Source organism: Microbulbifer sp. VAAF005 (genome assembly GCF_030012985.1).
Classification (GTDB): Bacteria; Pseudomonadota; Gammaproteobacteria; order Pseudomonadales; family Cellvibrionaceae; genus Microbulbifer.
Genome location: NZ_CP120233.1, coordinates 66,202 through 84,187 on the forward strand (window position 1 = coordinate 66,202; position 17,986 = coordinate 84,187).

A 17,986-nucleotide genomic window follows, 5' to 3' on the forward strand; every position below is an offset into this window, starting at 1 on the left:
GGTTATTTAATTGAAAGGAATATGGGGGTCTCACAATATGGATTTGTGTAGACGGATTGAGAAAAAGCTAATATCAATAATTTTTCAATGGTCCCTGAAAAAAACAACGCCGGTTTTGTTGAAAAATAAAATGTCTATCCGGGTAGGGGCATGGATTTCTTCTGTGAATTCTTACCTGCAATCAAACGTCTCCTATTATTGTGCATTGATGACTCTCTCGACCCTGCGGGAATTGGCAGTGTTTGTTGCAACGGCTGCCGCTATGGAAGGTGAAAATGAGCGAATTGCGCAAAAAATTCTTTACCGCGCCTCTTTTAAAAATTATTAAACGGGTACTTCCGCCAATTTCTGAAACAGAAAGGGAGGCGATGGAAGCGGGTGAGGTTTGGTGGGACGCTGAGTTATTGTCAGGTAAACCACATTGGGATCAATTGTTGGGGATGGGTCCACCTGCGCTCAATGAAGAGGAGCAGGCTTTCCTGGAGGGGCCAGTCGAAGAGCTGTGCCGAATGATCAACGATTGGCAAATTAGCTATGTGGATCGCAATATTCCGGAGCATGTTTGGGATTTCCTTCGGAAAAATCGCTTTTTTGGCATTATTATTCCCAAGAAATATGGCGGCCTTGGCTTTTCCCCGACAGCTCATGCGGAGATAGTGACCAAAATTACCACCCGCAGTACCTGTGTGGGTGTCACAGTAATGGTGCCTAACTCATTGGGCCCGGGAGAGCTGCTACTGGCTCACGGTACGCAAGAGCAAAAGGACTACTATTTGCCACGTCTGGCAGATGGCACTGATATTCCCTGCTTTGCGCTGACCAGTCCGGAGGCCGGATCTGATGCGGCATCCATGATTGACCGTGGCGTAGTCTGTTACGGCGAATATCAAGGCGAAAAGGTCCTTGGTATGCGTGTTAATTGGCACAAGCGCTATATCACCTTGGGCCCGATAGCCACGGTGTTAGGTTTGGCCTTCAAGCTCTATGATCCCGACCATATTCTCGGCGATGAAGAAGAGCTGGGTATTACGGTTGCCCTGGTGCCCACAGATACACCGGGAGTTTCCATTGGTCAGAGGCATCTCCCAGCGCTGCAAGCATTTCAGAATGGGCCCAACTGGGGAAAAGATGTTTTTATGCCCATGGATTGGATTATTGGCGGCGAGGAGAATGTCGGCAAAGGTTGGGAGATGCTGATGAGTGCCCTTGCCGCAGGCCGAGGAATTTCTCTGCCATCCCTGTCTACCGGTGGGGCAAAAATGGCCGCGCGCATGACCGGCGCTTACGCCCGGGTTCGAGAGCAATTTAATGTGCCTGTTGGCCGCTTTGAAGGCGTGCAACGCCGCTTGGCTGAAATTGCTTCTATCGCATTTGTATTGGACAGCGCCCATAAAACGACTACCCGTGCTCTGGATGAGGGGCGAAAACCAGCGGTGATCACCGCAATTATGAAAGCCAATGCTACTTGTGGTCTACGCCAGGCCATTATTGATGCAATGGATATTCATGCGGGCAAGGCAATTATGGATGGTCCATTAAATTACCTGGGTAATGTTTATCGAGCGATACCGGTAGCAATTACGGTAGAGGGGGCCAATCTTCTCACTCGCAGTTTGATGATCTTTGGTCAGGGCGCAATTCGCTGTCACCCCTATATCTTGCAGGAAATGTTGGCGGCAGAAAATCCGGATCATGAAGCGGGTTTGGATGAATTGGATAAGTTGCTGCCCAAACATATGTGGTTTCAATTCAAAACCCTCTGTCGGGGTATTTTTCACGGCTGGACGGTGGGCTTGTTTGCCAGCAGCCCTCGCAACGTAGGGCACGCTGCCAAGTACTATCGGCAATTGAATCGGTATTCGGCGGTGCTATCTCTGGTCACTGAATTTTCCTTGATGACTCTGGGAGGAGAACTCAAGCGAAAAGAACTGATTTCTTCCCGATTGGGTGATGTCTTGAGTCAGCTGTATCTGCTCAGTTGCACTCTGAAACGCTTTCATGATGATGGCAACCCTAAGGATGACCTCCCTCTGCTGGAATTTTCCATGCGAGATGGATTGCATAAGATCGAAGTCAACTTGTTGGAGGTGTTTCAAAATTTCCCCCGGCCATTTATTGGCCAAGTAATGCACTTCCTCACCATGCCTTGGGGCCACAGTGTCCACACCGCATCGGATCGGCAAGCCAAAGCCTGCGCGGAATTACTGTTGACGCCGTCGGCGACTCGCGACCGGCTGACCAGTGGAGTTTTTCTCGGAACTCCCGGGGATGGAGTGGATATTGTTGAGCAGGCGTTTGATCGGGTATGCGCTTCCGAGCGGGCTCGAGAAAAATTAAAAAAAGGCGGTATTCGCAACCTGAGCAGGGATAACGTGGAAGAAGGGTTAAAGAAAAATCTAATCAGCGATGAAGAGGCTGAGATACTCTACGATGCAGCGGATGCTGTGGAGAAGGCAATTCAGGTGGATCACTTTGAGCACTTGGGTGGGTGTGCGGGCACAGTCCAATAAGGTTTGAGGAAAGCTACCTCCGATGGAATCTGCGCACAAGAATTCTCCAGAGAGCTTTACCAGTGCCGAGGAATGTGTCGATAAGCTTTTAGAAGTCGTCGGCAAGAAAATAGTTCTGGCATTACCGCTGGGGCTTGGTAAGGCAAACCATTTCGCCAATACACTATACGCTCGAGCGGCAGAAGATCATACGATTTCTCTGACGATATTTACGGCCCTGACGCTGGAGCGCCCCCGTGGGGATAGTGATATTTCCCGGCGCTTTATCCAGCCACTTCTGGATACCCATTACAGTCAATACCAAGACCTTGCTTATGTTCCCGCGAGGAGGAAAGGGCACCTGCCAGGTAATATCCAGGTTATTGAATTCTTTATGGAGCCCGGTTCGCTGCTCGGCAACAACTATGCGCAGCAACACTACGTGAGTGCAAATTATACCCAGGTACCCGGTGAGTTGATCAGTCGGGGGGTTAACGTTATTGCGCAAATGGTGGCGCCTTCAGAGTGTGGAGACAAGTACAGCTTAAGTTGCAATCCAGACCTGACACTGCCTGTTCTAAAACTGGCAGCTCAGCGCAAGGACTACCCCCTGTATTTATTGGGTGAAGTAAATACTCAGCTGCCCTATATCCAAGGAAGCAGTGAACTGCCGGCCAGTGCTTTTGACTTTTTGTTGAAAGGCGAGACTTTTGATATGCCGCTGTTTGCTGCTCCGGCCCTGCCGGTAACCTTTACCGAATACAGCATCGCCTACCATATCGCCAGTCTGGTTGAAGATGGAGGAACCCTTCAAGTAGGTATTGGTGCTCTGGGAGATGCGGTTTGCCATGTACTGCGTTTGAGACATAAGGAAAACGCCCTCTTTTGCCGGATTCTGGATGACTTGGTGGAAGAGGATACAAAACGCTACCGAGAGGAATTACCGCTGTGCACTGGTACATTTAAGCGGGGACTTTATGGGGCCAGTGAAATGGTGCCTCACGGTTTTCTCCATCTGCGCAGAGCCGGGGTTCTGACCCGCAAAGTCTACGCTGACGCGACAATTCAACATCTGCTCGATAGTGATCAGATTACTGATACTGTGCATGAGGAAACCCTGCTAGCTCTGAAAAATGTAGGTCGTATCAGTTGCCCTTTAACCGTGGCGGATACAAATTTTTTACAGCAGCTTGGCATTGTGGACCCCAGCTATAGTTGGCGGGGCCATAAGCTGCTGACTCCTGATGGTGAAGAGGAGGAGTGCGATCTTCACAGCGAACATGGGCGCCGCCGTCTAATTGGTAGTTGCCTGAATAAAAAGATCGCTGGGGGGATCTGGTTACATGGCGGCTTCTATCTGGGGCCGGAACTTATGTATCGAGAGTTGCGGGATCTGGACCCTAAGGAGGGTGCAGGTCTCGATATGATTGACATCAGTTTTACCAATGACCTCCAATCCCAAAGAGACCTAAAGCTGGCGCAGCGACAGCATGCGCGCTTTGTAAATTCGGCCATGATGGTGACTCTTGGGGGAGCGGTTGTCTCGGATGCCTTGGTGGATAACCACGTGGTGAGTGGGGTGGGAGGGCAATATAACTTTGTCGCCCAGGCTTGGGACTTGCCTGGGGCCCGATCCATTATTGCGCTCCCCAGTGTGCGAATGCGCGATGGTATCTGCGAGAGTAATATTGTGTGGGAATATCCTCACACGACCATTCCCCGGCATTTGCGCGATGTGGTTGTGACGGAATATGGCGCAGTCGATTTGCGTGGTAAAACAGACCGGGATGTAATGGTGGCCATGCTCAGTATCTGTGATACCCGCTTTCAAGCTGTATTGCTAGAGCAGGCCAAGCACGCGGGGAAGATAGAAAAAAGCTTTTCGATTCCCGAGAGTTTTAATAAAAACACACCTGAACACCTCGCCAGTGTATTCAATGACGAAAAATGCCTGGCGGAACTGCCTCACTATCCACTGGGTACTGATTTCTCTGATGAGGAAGCCCTGCTAGCGGTGGCCCTACAGAACTTGCGCTCCGCTGATAAAAGTTGGTGGAAAGTGTTGGCCAATATTTTTAAAGGCCGCCGGGTCTGGCACGATAAATCCTCAAGTGCTGACTATATCCAGCGCTGCTTACAGCGAATGGGGTACGATCATACAGAGACCTATGAGCACAGGCTGGAAGCCTATATCGTTGCGGCCGCGTTACAAGAGTATATCGACCAGCGCAGGCCCCTGCGCCGTGAGTAAATAAAATTAGTGAAGTTTGCCCTGGGCCTGGATGGCGGTGAGGGCAATGGTATACACAATATCATCCACGAGTGCGCCCCGTGATAGGTCGTTAACCGGCTTGCGCAATCCCTGCAACATTGGCCCAATACTCACTAAGTCAGCGCTGCGTTGAACGGCTTTGTAGGTAGTGTTGCCGGTATTCAGGTCGGGAAAGATAAAAACTGTGGCCCTGCCGGCCACGGGGCTGTGGGGGGCTTTTTGGGCAGCGACATTGCGGATTAAGGCGGCGTCGTATTGAAGGGGGCCATCAATAATCAGCTGCGGTCTCTTCTGTTTGGCCAGCTGGGTGGCCTCGCGGACTTTATCGACATCGCTGCCGCTGCCGGATGTGCCGGTGGAGTAACTGATCATTGCGACTCGGGGTTCTATACCAAATGCCGCTGCGGAATCTGCTGATTGAATGGCTATAGCGGCGAGTTGCTGTGCATCGGGATCGGGATTGATCGCGCAATCTCCGTAGACCAGTACCTGTTCAGGGAGCAGCATAAAAAATATCGAGGAAACCAGCTCTTCATCCGGGGCGGTTTTGATCAGTTGCAGGGCGGGCCGAATGGTATTGGCTGTTGTGTGAATAGCGCCGGACACCAGTCCATCCACTTCACCCAATGCCAACATCATGGTTCCGAGAACCACATTATCCTGTAGTTGCTCAAGTGCCACTACTTGAGTAAGTCCCTTGTTTTTACGCAGGGCAACCATGGGTTCCACATAGTGTGCCCTCACCGCCTTGGGATCGACAATTTCCAACTTTTTATTGAGCTTTAACCCCTGCTGCTCGGCAATTTTGAAAATATCTTTTTCTTCGCCCAATAAAACCGGGTGTGCAATCTCTCTCTCCAGGCAGAGCTGGGCGGCGCGAATGGTTCGCGGTTCGGTTCCTTCGGGTAGGACAATCCGCATAGTGCGGCGCCGGGCCAGTTCCGTGAGGTGGTAGCGGAATGCCGGGGGTGAAAGGCGTTTGGGGATTTCACTTTGCTGGCTCAGTGATTCCACCCACTCTTCATCTAAGCGACTGGCGAAAAATTCCTGCACCCGGTCCACGCGATTTCTGTCATCTGATGGGGTGCGCAAATTAAAAGTCTGCAGTGACATCACAGTGTGCCAGGTATTGGAAGGCACCAGTAAAATGGGTAGGCCTGTTTCCATGGCCGGGGTGCACAGTTTCAAAATGGCTTTGTCCAAATGGTAGCCGCCGGTTAATAGCAGGCATCCAATTTTGACTCCATTCATCACGGCCAAACATGCGCCCACAACCACATCGGGCCTATCGGCAGAAGTTACCAGCATGGCCCCAGGCTTAAATCTTCTCAACATATTGGGCAGTGAGCGGGAGCAGAATGTGACGGTATGTAACCTGCGTGTTTCCAGCTCCCCTTTATTGAGTACCTTTGCATTAAAGTGCCGCGCCAGGTCGAGTGCACGGGGAGAGAGCAGTTCTGCATTCCAGGGAATAAAACCGACAATACGCAGTGGAATCTGCTTTGAAAGTATCTCAGGGGTCAGGCTAGGGGGCTTTCTTTACTAGATTCCAGTTGTGAATGCAGTCCAATTAAATGAGCTCCGGGAGTATCCATAATTTCCGCAGGCAGACCCACTTTATTGATGATGCAGCCCACTACGCGCTTTGCATCCTCGCCGCCATAAAGACGAACGGCAAATTCCAGTCTCTCGCGAAGTTGCTTGACTGAGTCGCTGGCACCGGGAGATGGACAGGCGACGAGTACCACTTCCGCATCTAGAGTTTTGGCAATTTGATAATTCAGCTGGTTAGTCACGGGATTGTCGCGGCTGGGTAGCACGCCTTCGATTACATTAACTTCAGCCTTCGCCGAGATTCGTCTGAAGCGGGCGAGAATCTCTTCCAGTAAATCCGCCATTTTTCCGGTGGATACCATCGAGTCCGCATATTCGGCACTCAGCGAGCTGGGGATGGCCAGGTTGGATGTTTGCCGCAAGATTTCGGTGGTGCGCTCTATAGTGCCGTCTGGTGGTGGGGGTTCGGCGACGGGTTTAAAAAATTGAAGCTCAATACTTTTTCGGTCTAGCGCCCGAATTAAACCCAGGCTTACAGAGGTGATACCGGCTCCCGCTTCCAGGGGAACCAGCATCAGCGTTCTGGCATTGCTGTGTCGCAGCATGTTTAAGACTGCACCAAGCGCGATGTATCCCGGGCAATAATCCAGTCTTCCTTAGTGGGGATTACCAGGATGTTGGGAGTTTCCTGCGCAGAGATTAACCCCTCTACTTGCGACTTGGTTTTCTGATTGGCTTCGGGGTTGAGCTGGTAGCCTAAGGGCTTGAGCCATTCGATGGTCCGGCTTCGCACCCCGGAGGAGTTCTCCCCGATACCGCCTGTGAATACCAAAGCATCGACGCTAGCCAAGGGGATGGTGTAGGAAGCGATATATTTGGCCAGGCGGTAACAGAATATTTCCAGGGCGAGTTTGGCTCCCTGATGATCTTTTTCTGCAGCTTGCTCTAGCGCGCGGCAATCACTGCTCAGGGTGGATATGCCCAGCATACCGCTTTCTCTATTTAGCAGCTGCTCTAGTGAGGCTTGGGTATATCCAAGCGCTTGCTGTAAGTAGAGGAGTATTCCCGGGTCCAGATCGCCGCAGCGACTCCCCATTACCAGTCCTTCAAGAGGTGTAAGCCCCATGCTTGTATCTACACTGCGCCCCTGTTTGATGGCGCAAATAGAGGCGCCGCCACCAAGGTGAGCAGCAATAATATTGAGTTCAGCCGTCTGCTTTCCCAGTAGTTCAGCGCACCGCTCGCCAATGTACTGATAGCTACTGCCATGCATGCCATAGCGGCGGATCTTATGCTCTTCGTACAGTGGGTAGGGGAGTCCGTATAGATACGCATACTTCGGCATTTGCTGATGAAAGGCGGTATCAAAGACGGCGACTTGGGGGAGTTGGGGGAATGCATCGAGGGCGGCGTAGATCCCCTTGAGAGCAGCGGGGTTATGCAAAGGGGCCAAATCACAGCACTCTTCGATACAGGCCATCACCTTCTGATTGATCAGAACGGAGCTGGAAAAATGTTCGCCGCCATGGACAACTCGGTGGCCTATGGCCTTAAGCCCGTCCTGTAAATCTGACCAAGCCTTGTCAAACTGTGTCACCAGCTCATTAATGACCGCTGCGTGGTTGCTATCTAGCGCGAGCCGGTGGGAATCAGCCGTCCCTTGGTATTGCCACTTAAGCTTGGCCTTGGGGGTGCCCAAAGCCTCGGCGATACCGGCAAGATGTTCTGCACCCGAATCCGGGTCCAGCACGGAAAACTTCACTGACGAGCTGCCGCAATTGAATATCAGAATTAAATTTTGATCGCTCATGATGCGCGAATTTCAACGAGGGTGCTTTAAGGCTAGCCGAGGAGTTGTCTTTGCGAGGGAAAGAACCGGGGTAGTTCAGTTTCGGAATAAAAAAGGGCCGCAGTAGCGGCCCAAGTAATAAAAATTGCAGAGATCAAAGCATAGGCAAACTTGCGGTGCTTTGAGATGAACCCAATAGGTTCAAAAAAGAGGCGGCAAGTGCCGCCTCAAATTTACTGAAACCGTACCGGTCGATTAACCGAACTGGTTCATGGTGTTGTCTTTACCGCCAGCCTTCAGGGCAGCGTCACCAGCAAAGTATTCTTTGTGGTCGTCGCCAATGTCGGAACCAGCCATGTTCTGGTGCTTAACGCAGGCGATGCTCTGGCGGATTTCTTTGCGCTGTACGCCTTTCACATAGCCCAGCATACCTTGCTCACCGAAGTACTCTTTGGCCAGGTTGTCGGTAGACAGGGCCGCAGTGTGGTAAGTCGGCAGAGTGATCAGGTGGTGGAAGATACCAGCTTCGCGAGCCGCGTCGGCCTGGAAGGTACGGATCTTCTCGTCGGCCGCTGCAGACAGCTCAGAGTCGTCGTACTCGGCGCTCATCAAGTTGGCGCGGTCGTATGCGGATACGTCTTTACCTTCTTCGGACCAAGCATCGAATACCTGCTGACGGAAGTTCAGGGTCCAGTTGAAGGACGGGCTGTTGTTGTAAACCAGCTTCGCATCGGGAACGACTTTGCGGATTTCGTCCATCATGCCGCCGATCTGGCGAACGTGAGGCTTCTCGGTTTCGATCCAGATCAGGTCTGCACCGTTCTGCAAAGAGGTGATGCTGTCCAGGATGCAGCGCGCTTCGCCAGTGCCCTTGCGGAACTGGAACAGGTTGGAAGCCAGACGCTTAGGACGCAGCAGCTTGCCTTCGCGGTTGATGATTACGTCGCCGTTGGCCAGCTCGGAAGCATCGATTTCTTCGCAATCCAGGAAGGAGTTGTACTGGTCACCCAGGTCACCCGGCTTATTGGTTACAGCGATTTGCTTGGTCAGGCCAGCGCCCAGGGAGTCGGTACGGGCAACGATAACACCGTTGTCTACGCCTAGTTCCAGGAACGCGTAGCGAACTGCGCGGATCTTGGCCAGGAAGTCTTCGTGAGGAACGGTTACTTTACCGTCCTGGTGACCACACTGCTTCTCGTCAGAAACCTGGTTTTCGATTTGGATACAGCAAGCACCCGCTTCGATCATTTTCTTGGCCAGCAGGTAAGTTGCTTCGGCGTTACCGAAACCTGCATCGATGTCGGCGATGATCGGTACAATGTGAGTCTTGTGGTTGTCGATCTTGTCCTGTGCAGCTTTCTCAGCTTCTTTATCGCCAGCTTCGCGAGCGGCGTCCACTTCGCGGAACAGGTCGTTCAGTTCGCGGGCATCAGCCTGACGCAGGAAGGTGTAGAGCTCTTCGATCAGAGCAGCTACGGAAGTTTTTTCGTGCATGGACTGGTCGGGCAGAGGACCGAATTCGCTGCGCAGAGCGGCGACCATCCAGCCGGACAGGTACAGGTAGCGGCGGTCGGTATTGCCTTCGAAGTGCTTCTTAATAGAAATCATCTTCTGCTGACCGATGAAGCCGTGCCAGCAACCCAGTGACTGGGTGTACTTGGACGTGTCCTTGTCGTAGTTTTCCATGTCGGCGCGCATGATATCAGCGGTGTACTTGGCAATATCCAGGCCGTGCTTGAATTTGTTCTGGGCACGCATACGGGCAACAGATTCGGGATCGATGGCGTCCCAGGAGCTGCCATGGCTTTCACGGAGCTTTGCTACCGCGTCGATGTCTTGAGTGTAAGTGGACATGACTGTAAATCCTTAAACGGTGACTGCGATTAGGTGTTGAGTATCTTAGGAGGAGTGGCATAATTTGCCTAATTTATTGATTTTATTTTCACTATCGATTTGGCGAATAGATGTATGCAACTGGAAAGAGCTGACCTGAACCTGCTGGTTTACCTCGATGTGCTACTGCGCGAACGCAATGTGACCCGTGCAGCCAATTACCTGGGGCTGTCCCAGCCGGCCATGAGCAATGGCCTGAAGCGCCTGCGGGAACTGTTTGACGATCCGTTGCTGGTGCGCACCCGCGAGGGCATGATGCCCACGGAAAGGGCTCTGGAATTGCAGCCGATGGTGCGCGAAGCACTCTCATCCATTGATCGGGTTATCCAGCCAAATCGGGATTTTGACCCCGCTAATACCCGCCGCACCTTCCGCATCATGGCCAGTGACTACGCCGAGTCCACCCTGATACCGCCGCTGCTAAAGCAACTGCGGGATGACGCCCCGGGTATCAGCTTGGATATCATGACGCCCAGTGATGTGAGCTTTGTGGATGTAGAGCAGGGCAAGGTGGATATGGTGATCAACCGCTTTGACAGCATGCCGCAGAGCTTTCACCAGGCCACCGTATGGCGCGATAGTTTCTCCTGTGTGATGCGCGCCGATAACCCGATACTCCGGGATTACAATCTGCAGAGCTACCTGGAAGCCCAGCATATCTGGGTGAGCAAGACCGGTATGGGGGTGGGTGTCGGGGTTAACCCGGAAGATGTACAGCGCTTGGGCTGGGTGGATGAGGCCATAGGTCGTTTGGGAGAGAAGCGGGATATCTCCGTTTTCACCCGTCACTACCAGGTAGCTATGCTGCTGGCTGAACAGAGCGATCTAATCGTAACGGTGCCCACTCGCTTGGCCCAATTGGCCAGTGATAATCCCCGCGTGGTGAGGCGTGATCCGCCCCTGGATATTCCCAACTTGGAGTTAAAAATGGCTTGGAGCCCACTGTTGCAACAGAGCGCCCCGCACCGCTGGCTGCGCCGTTTAATTCTCGATATTGGCCGCGCTTTGTAACGATGTTGCAGGTGGGCGCTGTGTCTGCGCGGTTCTGTCCGGGCAAACACACATCAACTGCTTTGTCATAAAAATTCGATCTATGAATAGTGGGAATTGTGTCTATAAATTAGCGGTATGTGGAAATGGCTGTTTAGAATGCCGCTATTCCAACAATCTGATGAGAGGCCCTGGGTATGACGGAACGAGTCCAAATCGGCGATCTGCAAATCGCACCAGAACTTTACAACCTGGTTTGCGAGGAGGTGATTCCAGGAACTGGAGTTAGCGCCGAAGCTTTCTGGGCCAAATTGGAATCTATTGTCCACGATCTGGCCCCGGTAAATCGCGCCTTGCTGGAAAAACGCGATGAACTGCAGGAGACCCTGGATCGCTGGCACACGGACAACCCCGAGGGTTTCCGCGATCTGGAAGGCTACCAAACCTTCCTGCGAGAGATCGGCTACCTCGCCGACGAGCCTGCTGAATTCAGTGCAACTACCGAAAATGTCGATGAAGAGATCGCCATCCTGGCGGGACCTCAGCTGGTTGTGCCGGTAATGAATGCACGCTATGCGCTCAATGCGGCAAACGCGCGCTGGGGCAGCCTTTACGACGCACTCTACGGTACAGATGTGATCAGTGAAGAGGGTGGCGCGGAAAAAGGTACGGAATACAACCCGGTTCGCGGCGCTAAAGTGATCGAATATGCACGCAACTTCCTCGATCAGTCGGCCCCGCTTACCTGCGGTAGTCACGCTGAGGCGGTGCAGTACCGCATCAATGGCTCACTGTTGGAAGTGGTACAGGCTAATGGCGACATCGCGACCTTAAAAGATGCCAAGCAGTTTGTTGGTTATTTGGGTGACAGCGAAGAGCCTTCCAGCATCCTGCTGAAACAGCACGGTTTGCACTTTGAGATCCAGGTGGATCGCGAGAGCCCCATCGGCAAAACCGATGATGCCGGTGTGAAAGATGTGCTAATGGAATCTGCGCTGACCACCATTATGGATTGCGAAGATTCGGTAGCGGCTGTCGATGCTGAAGATAAGGTAGTGGTTTACCGCAACTGGCTCGGTCTGATGAAGGGCGACCTGAAGGAAACCATTAGCAAAGGCGGCAAGTCCTTTGAGCGAAAGCTCAATGCAGATCGTGAGTACACCTCCCCGAACGGCAACCAGGTTACCTTACCGGGGCGCAGCCTGATGTTCGTGCGCAACGTCGGCCACCTGATGACCAACGATGCAGTGCTGTTCGGCGATGGCCAGGAAATCCCCGAAGGGATTCTCGACGGCATGATCACCAGTTTGATCGCTTTGCATGACCTTCGTGGTGAGAGCCCGATCAAGAATTCCCGTGAAGGCAGCATCTATATCGTAAAACCAAAGATGCACGGCCCGGAGGAAGTGGCTTTCGCCAATACTCTGTTTAACCGAATCGAAGATGCGCTCGATCTGCCCCGTTACACAGTAAAAATGGGCATTATGGACGAAGAGCGTCGCACCACTGTGAACCTCAAAGCTTGTATTGCCGAAGCGAAAGAGCGTGTAGTCTTTATTAATACTGGTTTCCTCGATCGCACCGGTGACGAGATCCATACTTCCATGCTTGCGGGCCCCATGATTCGCAAGGGTGATATGAAGCAATCCACATGGATTAACGCTTACGAAGAATGGAATGTGGATGTTGGCCTGAACAGTGGCCTGAAGGGCAGAGCGCAAATTGGTAAAGGCATGTGGCCAATTCCAGACCAGATGTCAGCCATGATGCACGCTAAGTTGGCCCACCCAATGGCCGGTGCCAACACGGCGTGGGTACCGTCGCCCACGGCTGCTACCTTGCACGCCTTGCACTACCACAAAGTGGATGTGAATCGCCGCCAGGAAGAGATTCAACATCGCCATCACGCTAAGCTGGAAGATATTTTAACGGTTCCGGTAGCGGCTGAAACCAACTGGAGTGCTAAAGATATCCAGCTTGAGTTGGACAACAATGCCCAAGGTATTCTCGGCTATGTAGTGCGCTGGGTAGAGCAGGGCGTGGGTTGCTCCAAGGTGCCGGATATCAATGATGTCGGCCTGATGGAAGACCGTGCAACCCTGAGGATTTCCTCTCAGCATATCGCCAACTGGCTCAAGCACGGTATCGTTAGCGAAAAGCAAGTGCGTGAAACCATGGAGCGTATGGCTGCTGTGGTAGACCGCCAGAATGCCGGCGACTCCAATTATAACGATATGGCACCGAACTTTGATAAGAGCGTTGCCTTCCAGGCTGCTTGTGAGCTGGTATTCGAAGGTTGTGCCCAGCCGAATGGCTATACCGAGCCAGTTCTACACCGCCGTAGACGCGAGTTTAAAGCTCTAAATGCATAATTGCTGAGCTAGTTGAGTTCGAGAAGGCCCCATTTGGGGCCTTTTTTTATTTTGGGGTATTTGCATCAGCTATTAATCGGTTTTAGCTCTATTACCCTGCGCTAATCCAGATTGTCGCAGGTAATATTGTTAGTTCTCTCCTGACTCTTAAGTTGTATTATGGGGTTTCGGTTTGCGCAACTTTCCATCTTTAATATTCATTATTGAGCTGGGTGGCTGAGGCAAAATTAGGTAGTGCATCTTAGGGAATTGCGATGAGCAAAAGGAAAATTCTTGTTCGGTGTGTCTGGGGGGTGGTTTGTGTCGGCTTACTATTTTCTTTATACCCCTTTGTTGAAAGCTTGAAACCATCTGCTGCAACGGATGGGCCTTTGACTGTTAGTGTTTATTCAATCCCTAAAGGCAAGATGCAAATCTATGAATATGAGGGTAGGCCTTTAGCAATTTATCGGCCTACAGAAGAATATTTGAAGGAGCTTGTTGCTAATAATAAATTGACAAATGGCCCCTACTATAGTGAAGGGACTATTCCAGACTTTTTTGTTTATTATCCGCTGAGTACCCATAAAGGGTGTTTTCTACACGATTCTTCAGGGTTTGCGGGAGATATACCGCTGCAAGGCTTATTTGACCCTTGTCATATGGGGTTTTGGGATTATTCGGGCAGATTTATTAAAGGAATCAATATGCCTGATGGGGTTCAGCTAAAGAACCTGGAGGTGGAAGGCAGTTATCGATGGGAAAGCGACGGTGTTATACGGTTTCCTAAAAAGCAAATCGTGATTAACTAAGTTTTTAATCTGGGTATGCTCTTTGGTTGTATGTTAATTAATAGGCTGGGTTAGTTTTTAGGTTTGTATATAAGGGCGATTGTCGATGCATTGTCAGTGATTTTATGATTTTAGTCATAAGATATATCCCTATCGTTTAAGTTAGAATGAGAATATATTCTTATGGCAGGCTACTTTTTGGAGTCCGACACTGAAGTTTAATTTTAACTTCACGTCGAGGCTCCAGCTATGTCTAATTCTCCGAATAAGCGATATCTGGCGGGGCTGATAATGTTGATTTCGGCTTTTTCCTCCTATGCAATAGCAGATGTTCAATGTGGAGATACGATTACTGACTCGCAGACGCTTACTGACCCGCTATCTTGCAGTGAAGATCCAGCAATTACCATTGAGGGCCCTGACGGCAGTCTCGCAATGTCTGGTGACGGCGCAATTGAGTGCACAACTGATGGGGTTGGGGTACTTATGTTGGGGACCTCGGGGGTCGTGACGGGTGGAGTTATCAGTAATTGTGAAACCGGATTGGAATTGGCGGGGAGCGGCCTACATAAAGTAATCAGCGTAACTGTCGAGGAATCCAGTGGTGCAGGTATTTTGGCGGAAACTGATAGTAATCTTATCCGACAGAATACCCTGTTAAATACCACTAATGTCCAGGCTTCGGGTGTTGTACTGGAGGGAGTGGCGAATGTTGCTATTGGAAATAGTATCTCTGGTTTTTTCGAAAATGGAATAGGTGTCTTTGGTTTCTTTTCCTATATTGGAAACAACTATTTAGAAGGCAATGGAGTAGCCATAAGCTTAGGGGCAAGAATAATTGATGGGCAGACTGTAGGTGCTTCTTTTTGTGTTATAGCCAGTAATGTTGTTGAGAATAACGAAGTTTTAGGGATTGCTATTGGTGGTCCCTACGTAATCCCAAATATGGATAATGTGGTTAGTGGGAATACTGTGACTGGCAGTGGTTTTGACGACCTTTTGGATGACAATGAAGCTTCGGATTGTAGCTCTGGCACCAATGTTTGGTCTGGCAATACGGCAAACACTTCATTTCCCTCATGCCTTAAGGATTTATAATTATTGTATTTAAAGATGGGGGAAGGCTTGGTCTTCAGGATTGCGATAAGAGAGCTTGGAAGATATACCTAATCATTTTGGTATTTTAGGCGTTTATTTTTATTAGCTGCAGCATTTGTATTTCGTGCCAATGGGAGGATTGTTAGGCACCGGAACGTTTTAACTAGGCCCCCAGGTCTTAGATTTCTCTACCTCTTTATATGCCATACTCCCTTTTGGTTATCCAATTTGTATATAGGGTAGATAAATGTTGCTGTGCCAAAGATCAAAATGGTGAAGCAATAGCATGTAGAAATGGTCGGAGAAAGCTTTGCAGTTGTCTCGCAATATTAAAGAGTCGATTAAGCTAGCAACAGCTTTAGTCATCGTTTATGCCATCGCTTTAGGCCTGAATTGGGAAAAACCTTTTTGGGGTGGATTTGCTGTTATTGTTTGCAGCCAGGCAAATCTTGGGCAGTCGCTAAATCGAGCTATTTTATGGATTTTAGGGACGCTATTTGCCTTGCTAGCTGGCTGGATAATCGTCGCATTATTTCCACAGGATCGCTGGTTGTTTATGATCGCCCTATCTATCTGGGTATCTATCTGCGTTTATTTTTTGCAGAGATCAAACTATCAGTATTTTTGGCTTACAAGTGGATATGTCATCTTTTTGTTGTGGGATGTGACTGGTGGCGACTTCTCTATCTCCTACAAGGCTGGGGTTTTACGTATTCAGGAGTCCTTGCTCGGAATAATTGTCTACGGACTGGTAGCCGTTTTGATCTGGCCTAACTGTAGTCGTGGTGAGTTAAGAAGAGCATCTCTGGATTTATTGAGAGAACATCGTCGGTTTGCGGATAATTGTTTTTCTCGGGTTAGAAGTGGCGAGAAAATAAAGATTAGGCGTAAAAAGCGTGTTGCTCTTTTAGAGCTTGATACGCGCTTACAAACAGCCATTGGCGATGCGAGTTCAGATAGTTATGAGGTGTGGGAATGTCGAAAGCAGTGGGGTCACTTTGGTCAATCTGCGACAGCCGTCACGCAATCCCTCTTGAAGTTGGAAGAAAGCTTAGCCCTCTCTGGTGATCTGGGTATATCGAAATTCCTTATTGGTGTCGACGAATACATGCCCGACATTGAGGGGCGTCTCGCGCAAGTGGAAACCGCCCTTTCAGGGGGAATGCCAGTAGATAGTGCCAATGGGAGAGTTGTTCGAGGAAATATTGAAGAAGTAAAGAGGTTGTCAACCTTTGAAACTGCTGCTTTAGCCGTTACTAGAAAATCCTTAAATGACCTGGAGGTGGAAACCCGATCCCTGATTGATTCAGTAAATGATATACAAACCCGGGGTGACTCCTATTCGAGACAGGTAAGTAGTGATGGCATAGGCTGGCTTGGAGCTCTGATGCCCGACCCGGACAGGTTGACTAATATTGTCCGTGTTCAGATGGGAATGTGGATCGCTTATCTGGCATACCTTTTTATCCCTGACATGATTGGTGGATTGCTAGTTATATTACTGATAACAGTAATAGGTATTCTCGCCTCAATGACCCCCAAAATTCAATTGTTTGAAACCTGTGTTTTCACGATTTTAGTGTGCATATTGTCGGCACCTATATATTTCTTTTTAATGCCGAAATTGCACGGATTTTATTCGTTGGCTGTCGTGATTTTTGTATGGACGTTTGTAGTAAGCTTTTCCTCAAATAAGGTCTTTGGACCCCAGTCGATGATTCGAACCCTGGTTCTTATCTTTCCCCAGATTATTTTTAATTTCAACAACTCTCAAGAGTATAGTTTTGTTGTTTACACAAATTATCTATTTGTGTTAGCAATAATTTTTTGTATCTTGGCCGTTTCAAGAAATATCCCCTTCACTGCCCATCCAGAAATAAACCTGAAGAGAAGCATTGACAGGATTCTCAACAGCGCTGCATGGCTGGTGGTGGAGGGTGATATTCCAAAAAAGAAGAGGAAATCATTGTTTTTCCGGTTATATATATTGTACCACCTGAATATTATTATGATCTCAAGGAAGAGAGTGTTCTATTGGGTGGAGGGTATTTCTGATAAAAAAATGCGGGGTATGACCAGAAGCCAGATGCAAAGCCTTATAGGTTTGGCTATGTTGATATCCAACCAGGTTAAGCTGTTATATAAGATAGATAAGAAGAAAATCAATTTTGTGGCTCCTAAAAGATTACTTCGCGAGGCATTCATATGGAGGCGGCTTGCAAGCAAAATACTTATCTATTTTTCTGGTGGCAACCAAAAGGTTGATATTGAATCCCTGCGAAGAGGTTATAGGAGGATATTTGAAAGGGCAAATATTGATGTCGGTGAGTTGATGGAGCTAAGGGAATGTAGTGAAAAATCCAGAGAGGGTGTAACAAATTTTCTCTATTTCTTGGGTGTTACCCACTGCATCAATAACTATCTGGCAGAGTTTCGTCGCGTTTCAGAATCTGTGGATTGGAAGGCTTTCTGTGAGGAAAGGTGTCTTTAATGTCTGTAGGGTTTTAAATGGAAAGAGTACCGCACGATATATCAATAGGCAGTTTCTATCTATCACCAATATTGGTGATAGCTTTGTTTGGTGTTGTTGCGGCCTTGTTAACCGCTAGGCTTTTGGATCGGTATCGTTTATCCCGATATTTTGCCAATCCACCGGTTGTTATTATCTCCCTCAGTGTAATTTATTCAATTTTTATAGGAAGGATATTCTTGGGAATATAGTAGTGGCTAGGTATAGAAAATATATTTTTACTGGAACA

At 49.7% G+C, this 17,986-nt stretch carries 13 protein-coding genes; 9 read left to right on the plus strand and 4 right to left on the minus strand.

What is annotated here, in order from left to right:
- The first annotated feature begins 10 nt into the window (after positions 1–10).
- The 3 genes from P0078_RS00370 to P0078_RS00380 are packed head-to-tail and all read left to right on the plus strand — an operon-like array spanning position 11 to position 4,740.
- Positions 11–328: a hypothetical protein gene (locus P0078_RS00370; RefSeq protein ID WP_282932502.1), complete on the plus strand. Its 318-nt coding sequence runs from the start codon at positions 11–13 to the stop codon at positions 326–328.
- Positions 276–2,510, plus strand: coding sequence for an acyl-CoA dehydrogenase (locus P0078_RS00375; protein WP_282932503.1), 2,235 nt, complete (start codon positions 276–278; stop codon positions 2,508–2,510). Before P0078_RS00370 ends, P0078_RS00375 begins: the two co-directional genes overlap by 53 nt.
- A 22-nt stretch (positions 2,511–2,532) precedes the next feature.
- Complete coding sequence (locus P0078_RS00380; RefSeq protein WP_282932504.1) at positions 2,533–4,740, plus strand: acetyl-CoA hydrolase/transferase C-terminal domain-containing protein; 2,208 nt, start codon at positions 2,533–2,535, stop codon at positions 4,738–4,740.
- Positions 4,741–4,746: 6 nt separating this feature from the next.
- Here the strand turns inward: P0078_RS00380 and pta are convergent, their stop codons facing one another.
- From pta to P0078_RS00400, 4 genes are all read right to left on the minus strand, one after another.
- Complete coding sequence (gene pta, locus P0078_RS00385) at positions 4,747–6,285, minus strand: phosphate acetyltransferase (protein WP_353057095.1); 1,539 nt, start codon at positions 6,283–6,285, stop codon at positions 4,747–4,749.
- Entirely contained in the window at positions 6,282–6,920 is a 639-nt protein-coding gene (locus tag P0078_RS00390) for an AAA family ATPase (protein WP_282932505.1), read from the minus strand. The genes pta and P0078_RS00390 overlap by 4 nt, the downstream gene beginning before the upstream one ends.
- 2 nt (positions 6,921–6,922) lie before the next feature.
- On the minus strand, positions 6,923–8,125 hold the full coding sequence (locus tag P0078_RS00395) for an acetate kinase (RefSeq protein ID WP_282932506.1): 1,203 nt from the start codon (positions 8,123–8,125) through the stop codon (positions 6,923–6,925).
- Between the two features lie 234 nt (positions 8,126–8,359).
- Positions 8,360–9,958 carry an isocitrate lyase gene (locus P0078_RS00400; protein WP_282932507.1) on the minus strand — a complete coding sequence of 533 codons (1,599 nt, stop codon included), beginning with the start codon at positions 9,956–9,958 and terminating at the stop codon, positions 8,360–8,362.
- Between the two features lie 114 nt (positions 9,959–10,072).
- Here P0078_RS00400 and P0078_RS00405 point away from each other — a divergent pair, with 114 nt between their 5' ends.
- The 6 genes from P0078_RS00405 to P0078_RS24380 all read left to right on the plus strand — a co-directional run bounded on the left by P0078_RS00405 (position 10,073) and on the right by P0078_RS24380 (position 17,948).
- Positions 10,073–11,008 (plus strand): LysR family transcriptional regulator, encoded by a 936-nt coding sequence (locus P0078_RS00405; protein WP_108733532.1) that lies wholly within the window; start codon positions 10,073–10,075, stop codon positions 11,006–11,008.
- A gap of 176 nt (positions 11,009–11,184) precedes the next feature.
- Entirely contained in the window at positions 11,185–13,359 is a 2,175-nt protein-coding gene (locus P0078_RS00410; RefSeq protein WP_282932508.1) for a malate synthase G, read from the plus strand.
- 254 nt (positions 13,360–13,613) lie between these two features.
- A complete protein-coding gene (locus tag P0078_RS00415; protein WP_282932509.1) occupies positions 13,614–14,150 on the plus strand; it encodes a Rieske (2Fe-2S) protein in 537 nt (178 codons plus the stop codon).
- Between the two features lie 270 nt (positions 14,151–14,420).
- Entirely contained in the window at positions 14,421–15,227 is an 807-nt protein-coding gene (locus P0078_RS00420) for a right-handed parallel beta-helix repeat-containing protein (RefSeq protein ID WP_282932510.1), read from the plus strand.
- 310 nt (positions 15,228–15,537) lie between these two features.
- Complete coding sequence (locus tag P0078_RS00425; RefSeq protein WP_282932511.1) at positions 15,538–17,718, plus strand: FUSC family protein; 2,181 nt, start codon at positions 15,538–15,540, stop codon at positions 17,716–17,718.
- Between the two features lie 17 nt (positions 17,719–17,735).
- The gene (locus tag P0078_RS24380; RefSeq protein WP_353057030.1) at positions 17,736–17,948 is read left to right on the plus strand and encodes a DUF1656 domain-containing protein; all 213 of its coding nucleotides are present in this window, start codon (positions 17,736–17,738) and stop codon (positions 17,946–17,948) included.
- Positions 17,949–17,986: the final 38 nt, after the last annotated feature.

Excerpts from the sequence above, each read along its gene's own strand:
- P0078_RS00375 (WP_282932503.1), top strand. The coding sequence starts at position 276 with ATGAGCGAATTGCGCAAAAAATTCTTTACCGCGCCTCTTTTAAAAATT.
- P0078_RS00380 (WP_282932504.1), top strand. The coding sequence starts at position 2,533 with ATGGAATCTGCGCACAAGAATTCTCCAGAGAGCTTTACCAGTGCCGAG.
- P0078_RS00390 (WP_282932505.1), bottom strand. The coding sequence starts at position 6,920 with ATGCTGCGACACAGCAATGCCAGAACGCTGATGCTGGTTCCCCTGGAA.
- P0078_RS00395 (WP_282932506.1), bottom strand. The coding sequence starts at position 8,125 with ATGAGCGATCAAAATTTAATTCTGATATTCAATTGCGGCAGCTCGTCA.
- P0078_RS00400 (WP_282932507.1), bottom strand. The coding sequence starts at position 9,958 with ATGTCCACTTACACTCAAGACATCGACGCGGTAGCAAAGCTCCGTGAA.
- P0078_RS00405 (WP_108733532.1), top strand. The coding sequence starts at position 10,073 with ATGCAACTGGAAAGAGCTGACCTGAACCTGCTGGTTTACCTCGATGTG.
- P0078_RS00410 (WP_282932508.1), top strand. The coding sequence starts at position 11,185 with ATGACGGAACGAGTCCAAATCGGCGATCTGCAAATCGCACCAGAACTT.
- P0078_RS00415 (WP_282932509.1), top strand. The coding sequence starts at position 13,614 with ATGAGCAAAAGGAAAATTCTTGTTCGGTGTGTCTGGGGGGTGGTTTGT.
- P0078_RS00420 (WP_282932510.1), top strand. The coding sequence starts at position 14,421 with ATGTTGATTTCGGCTTTTTCCTCCTATGCAATAGCAGATGTTCAATGT.
- P0078_RS24380 (WP_353057030.1), top strand. The coding sequence starts at position 17,736 with ATGGAAAGAGTACCGCACGATATATCAATAGGCAGTTTCTATCTATCA.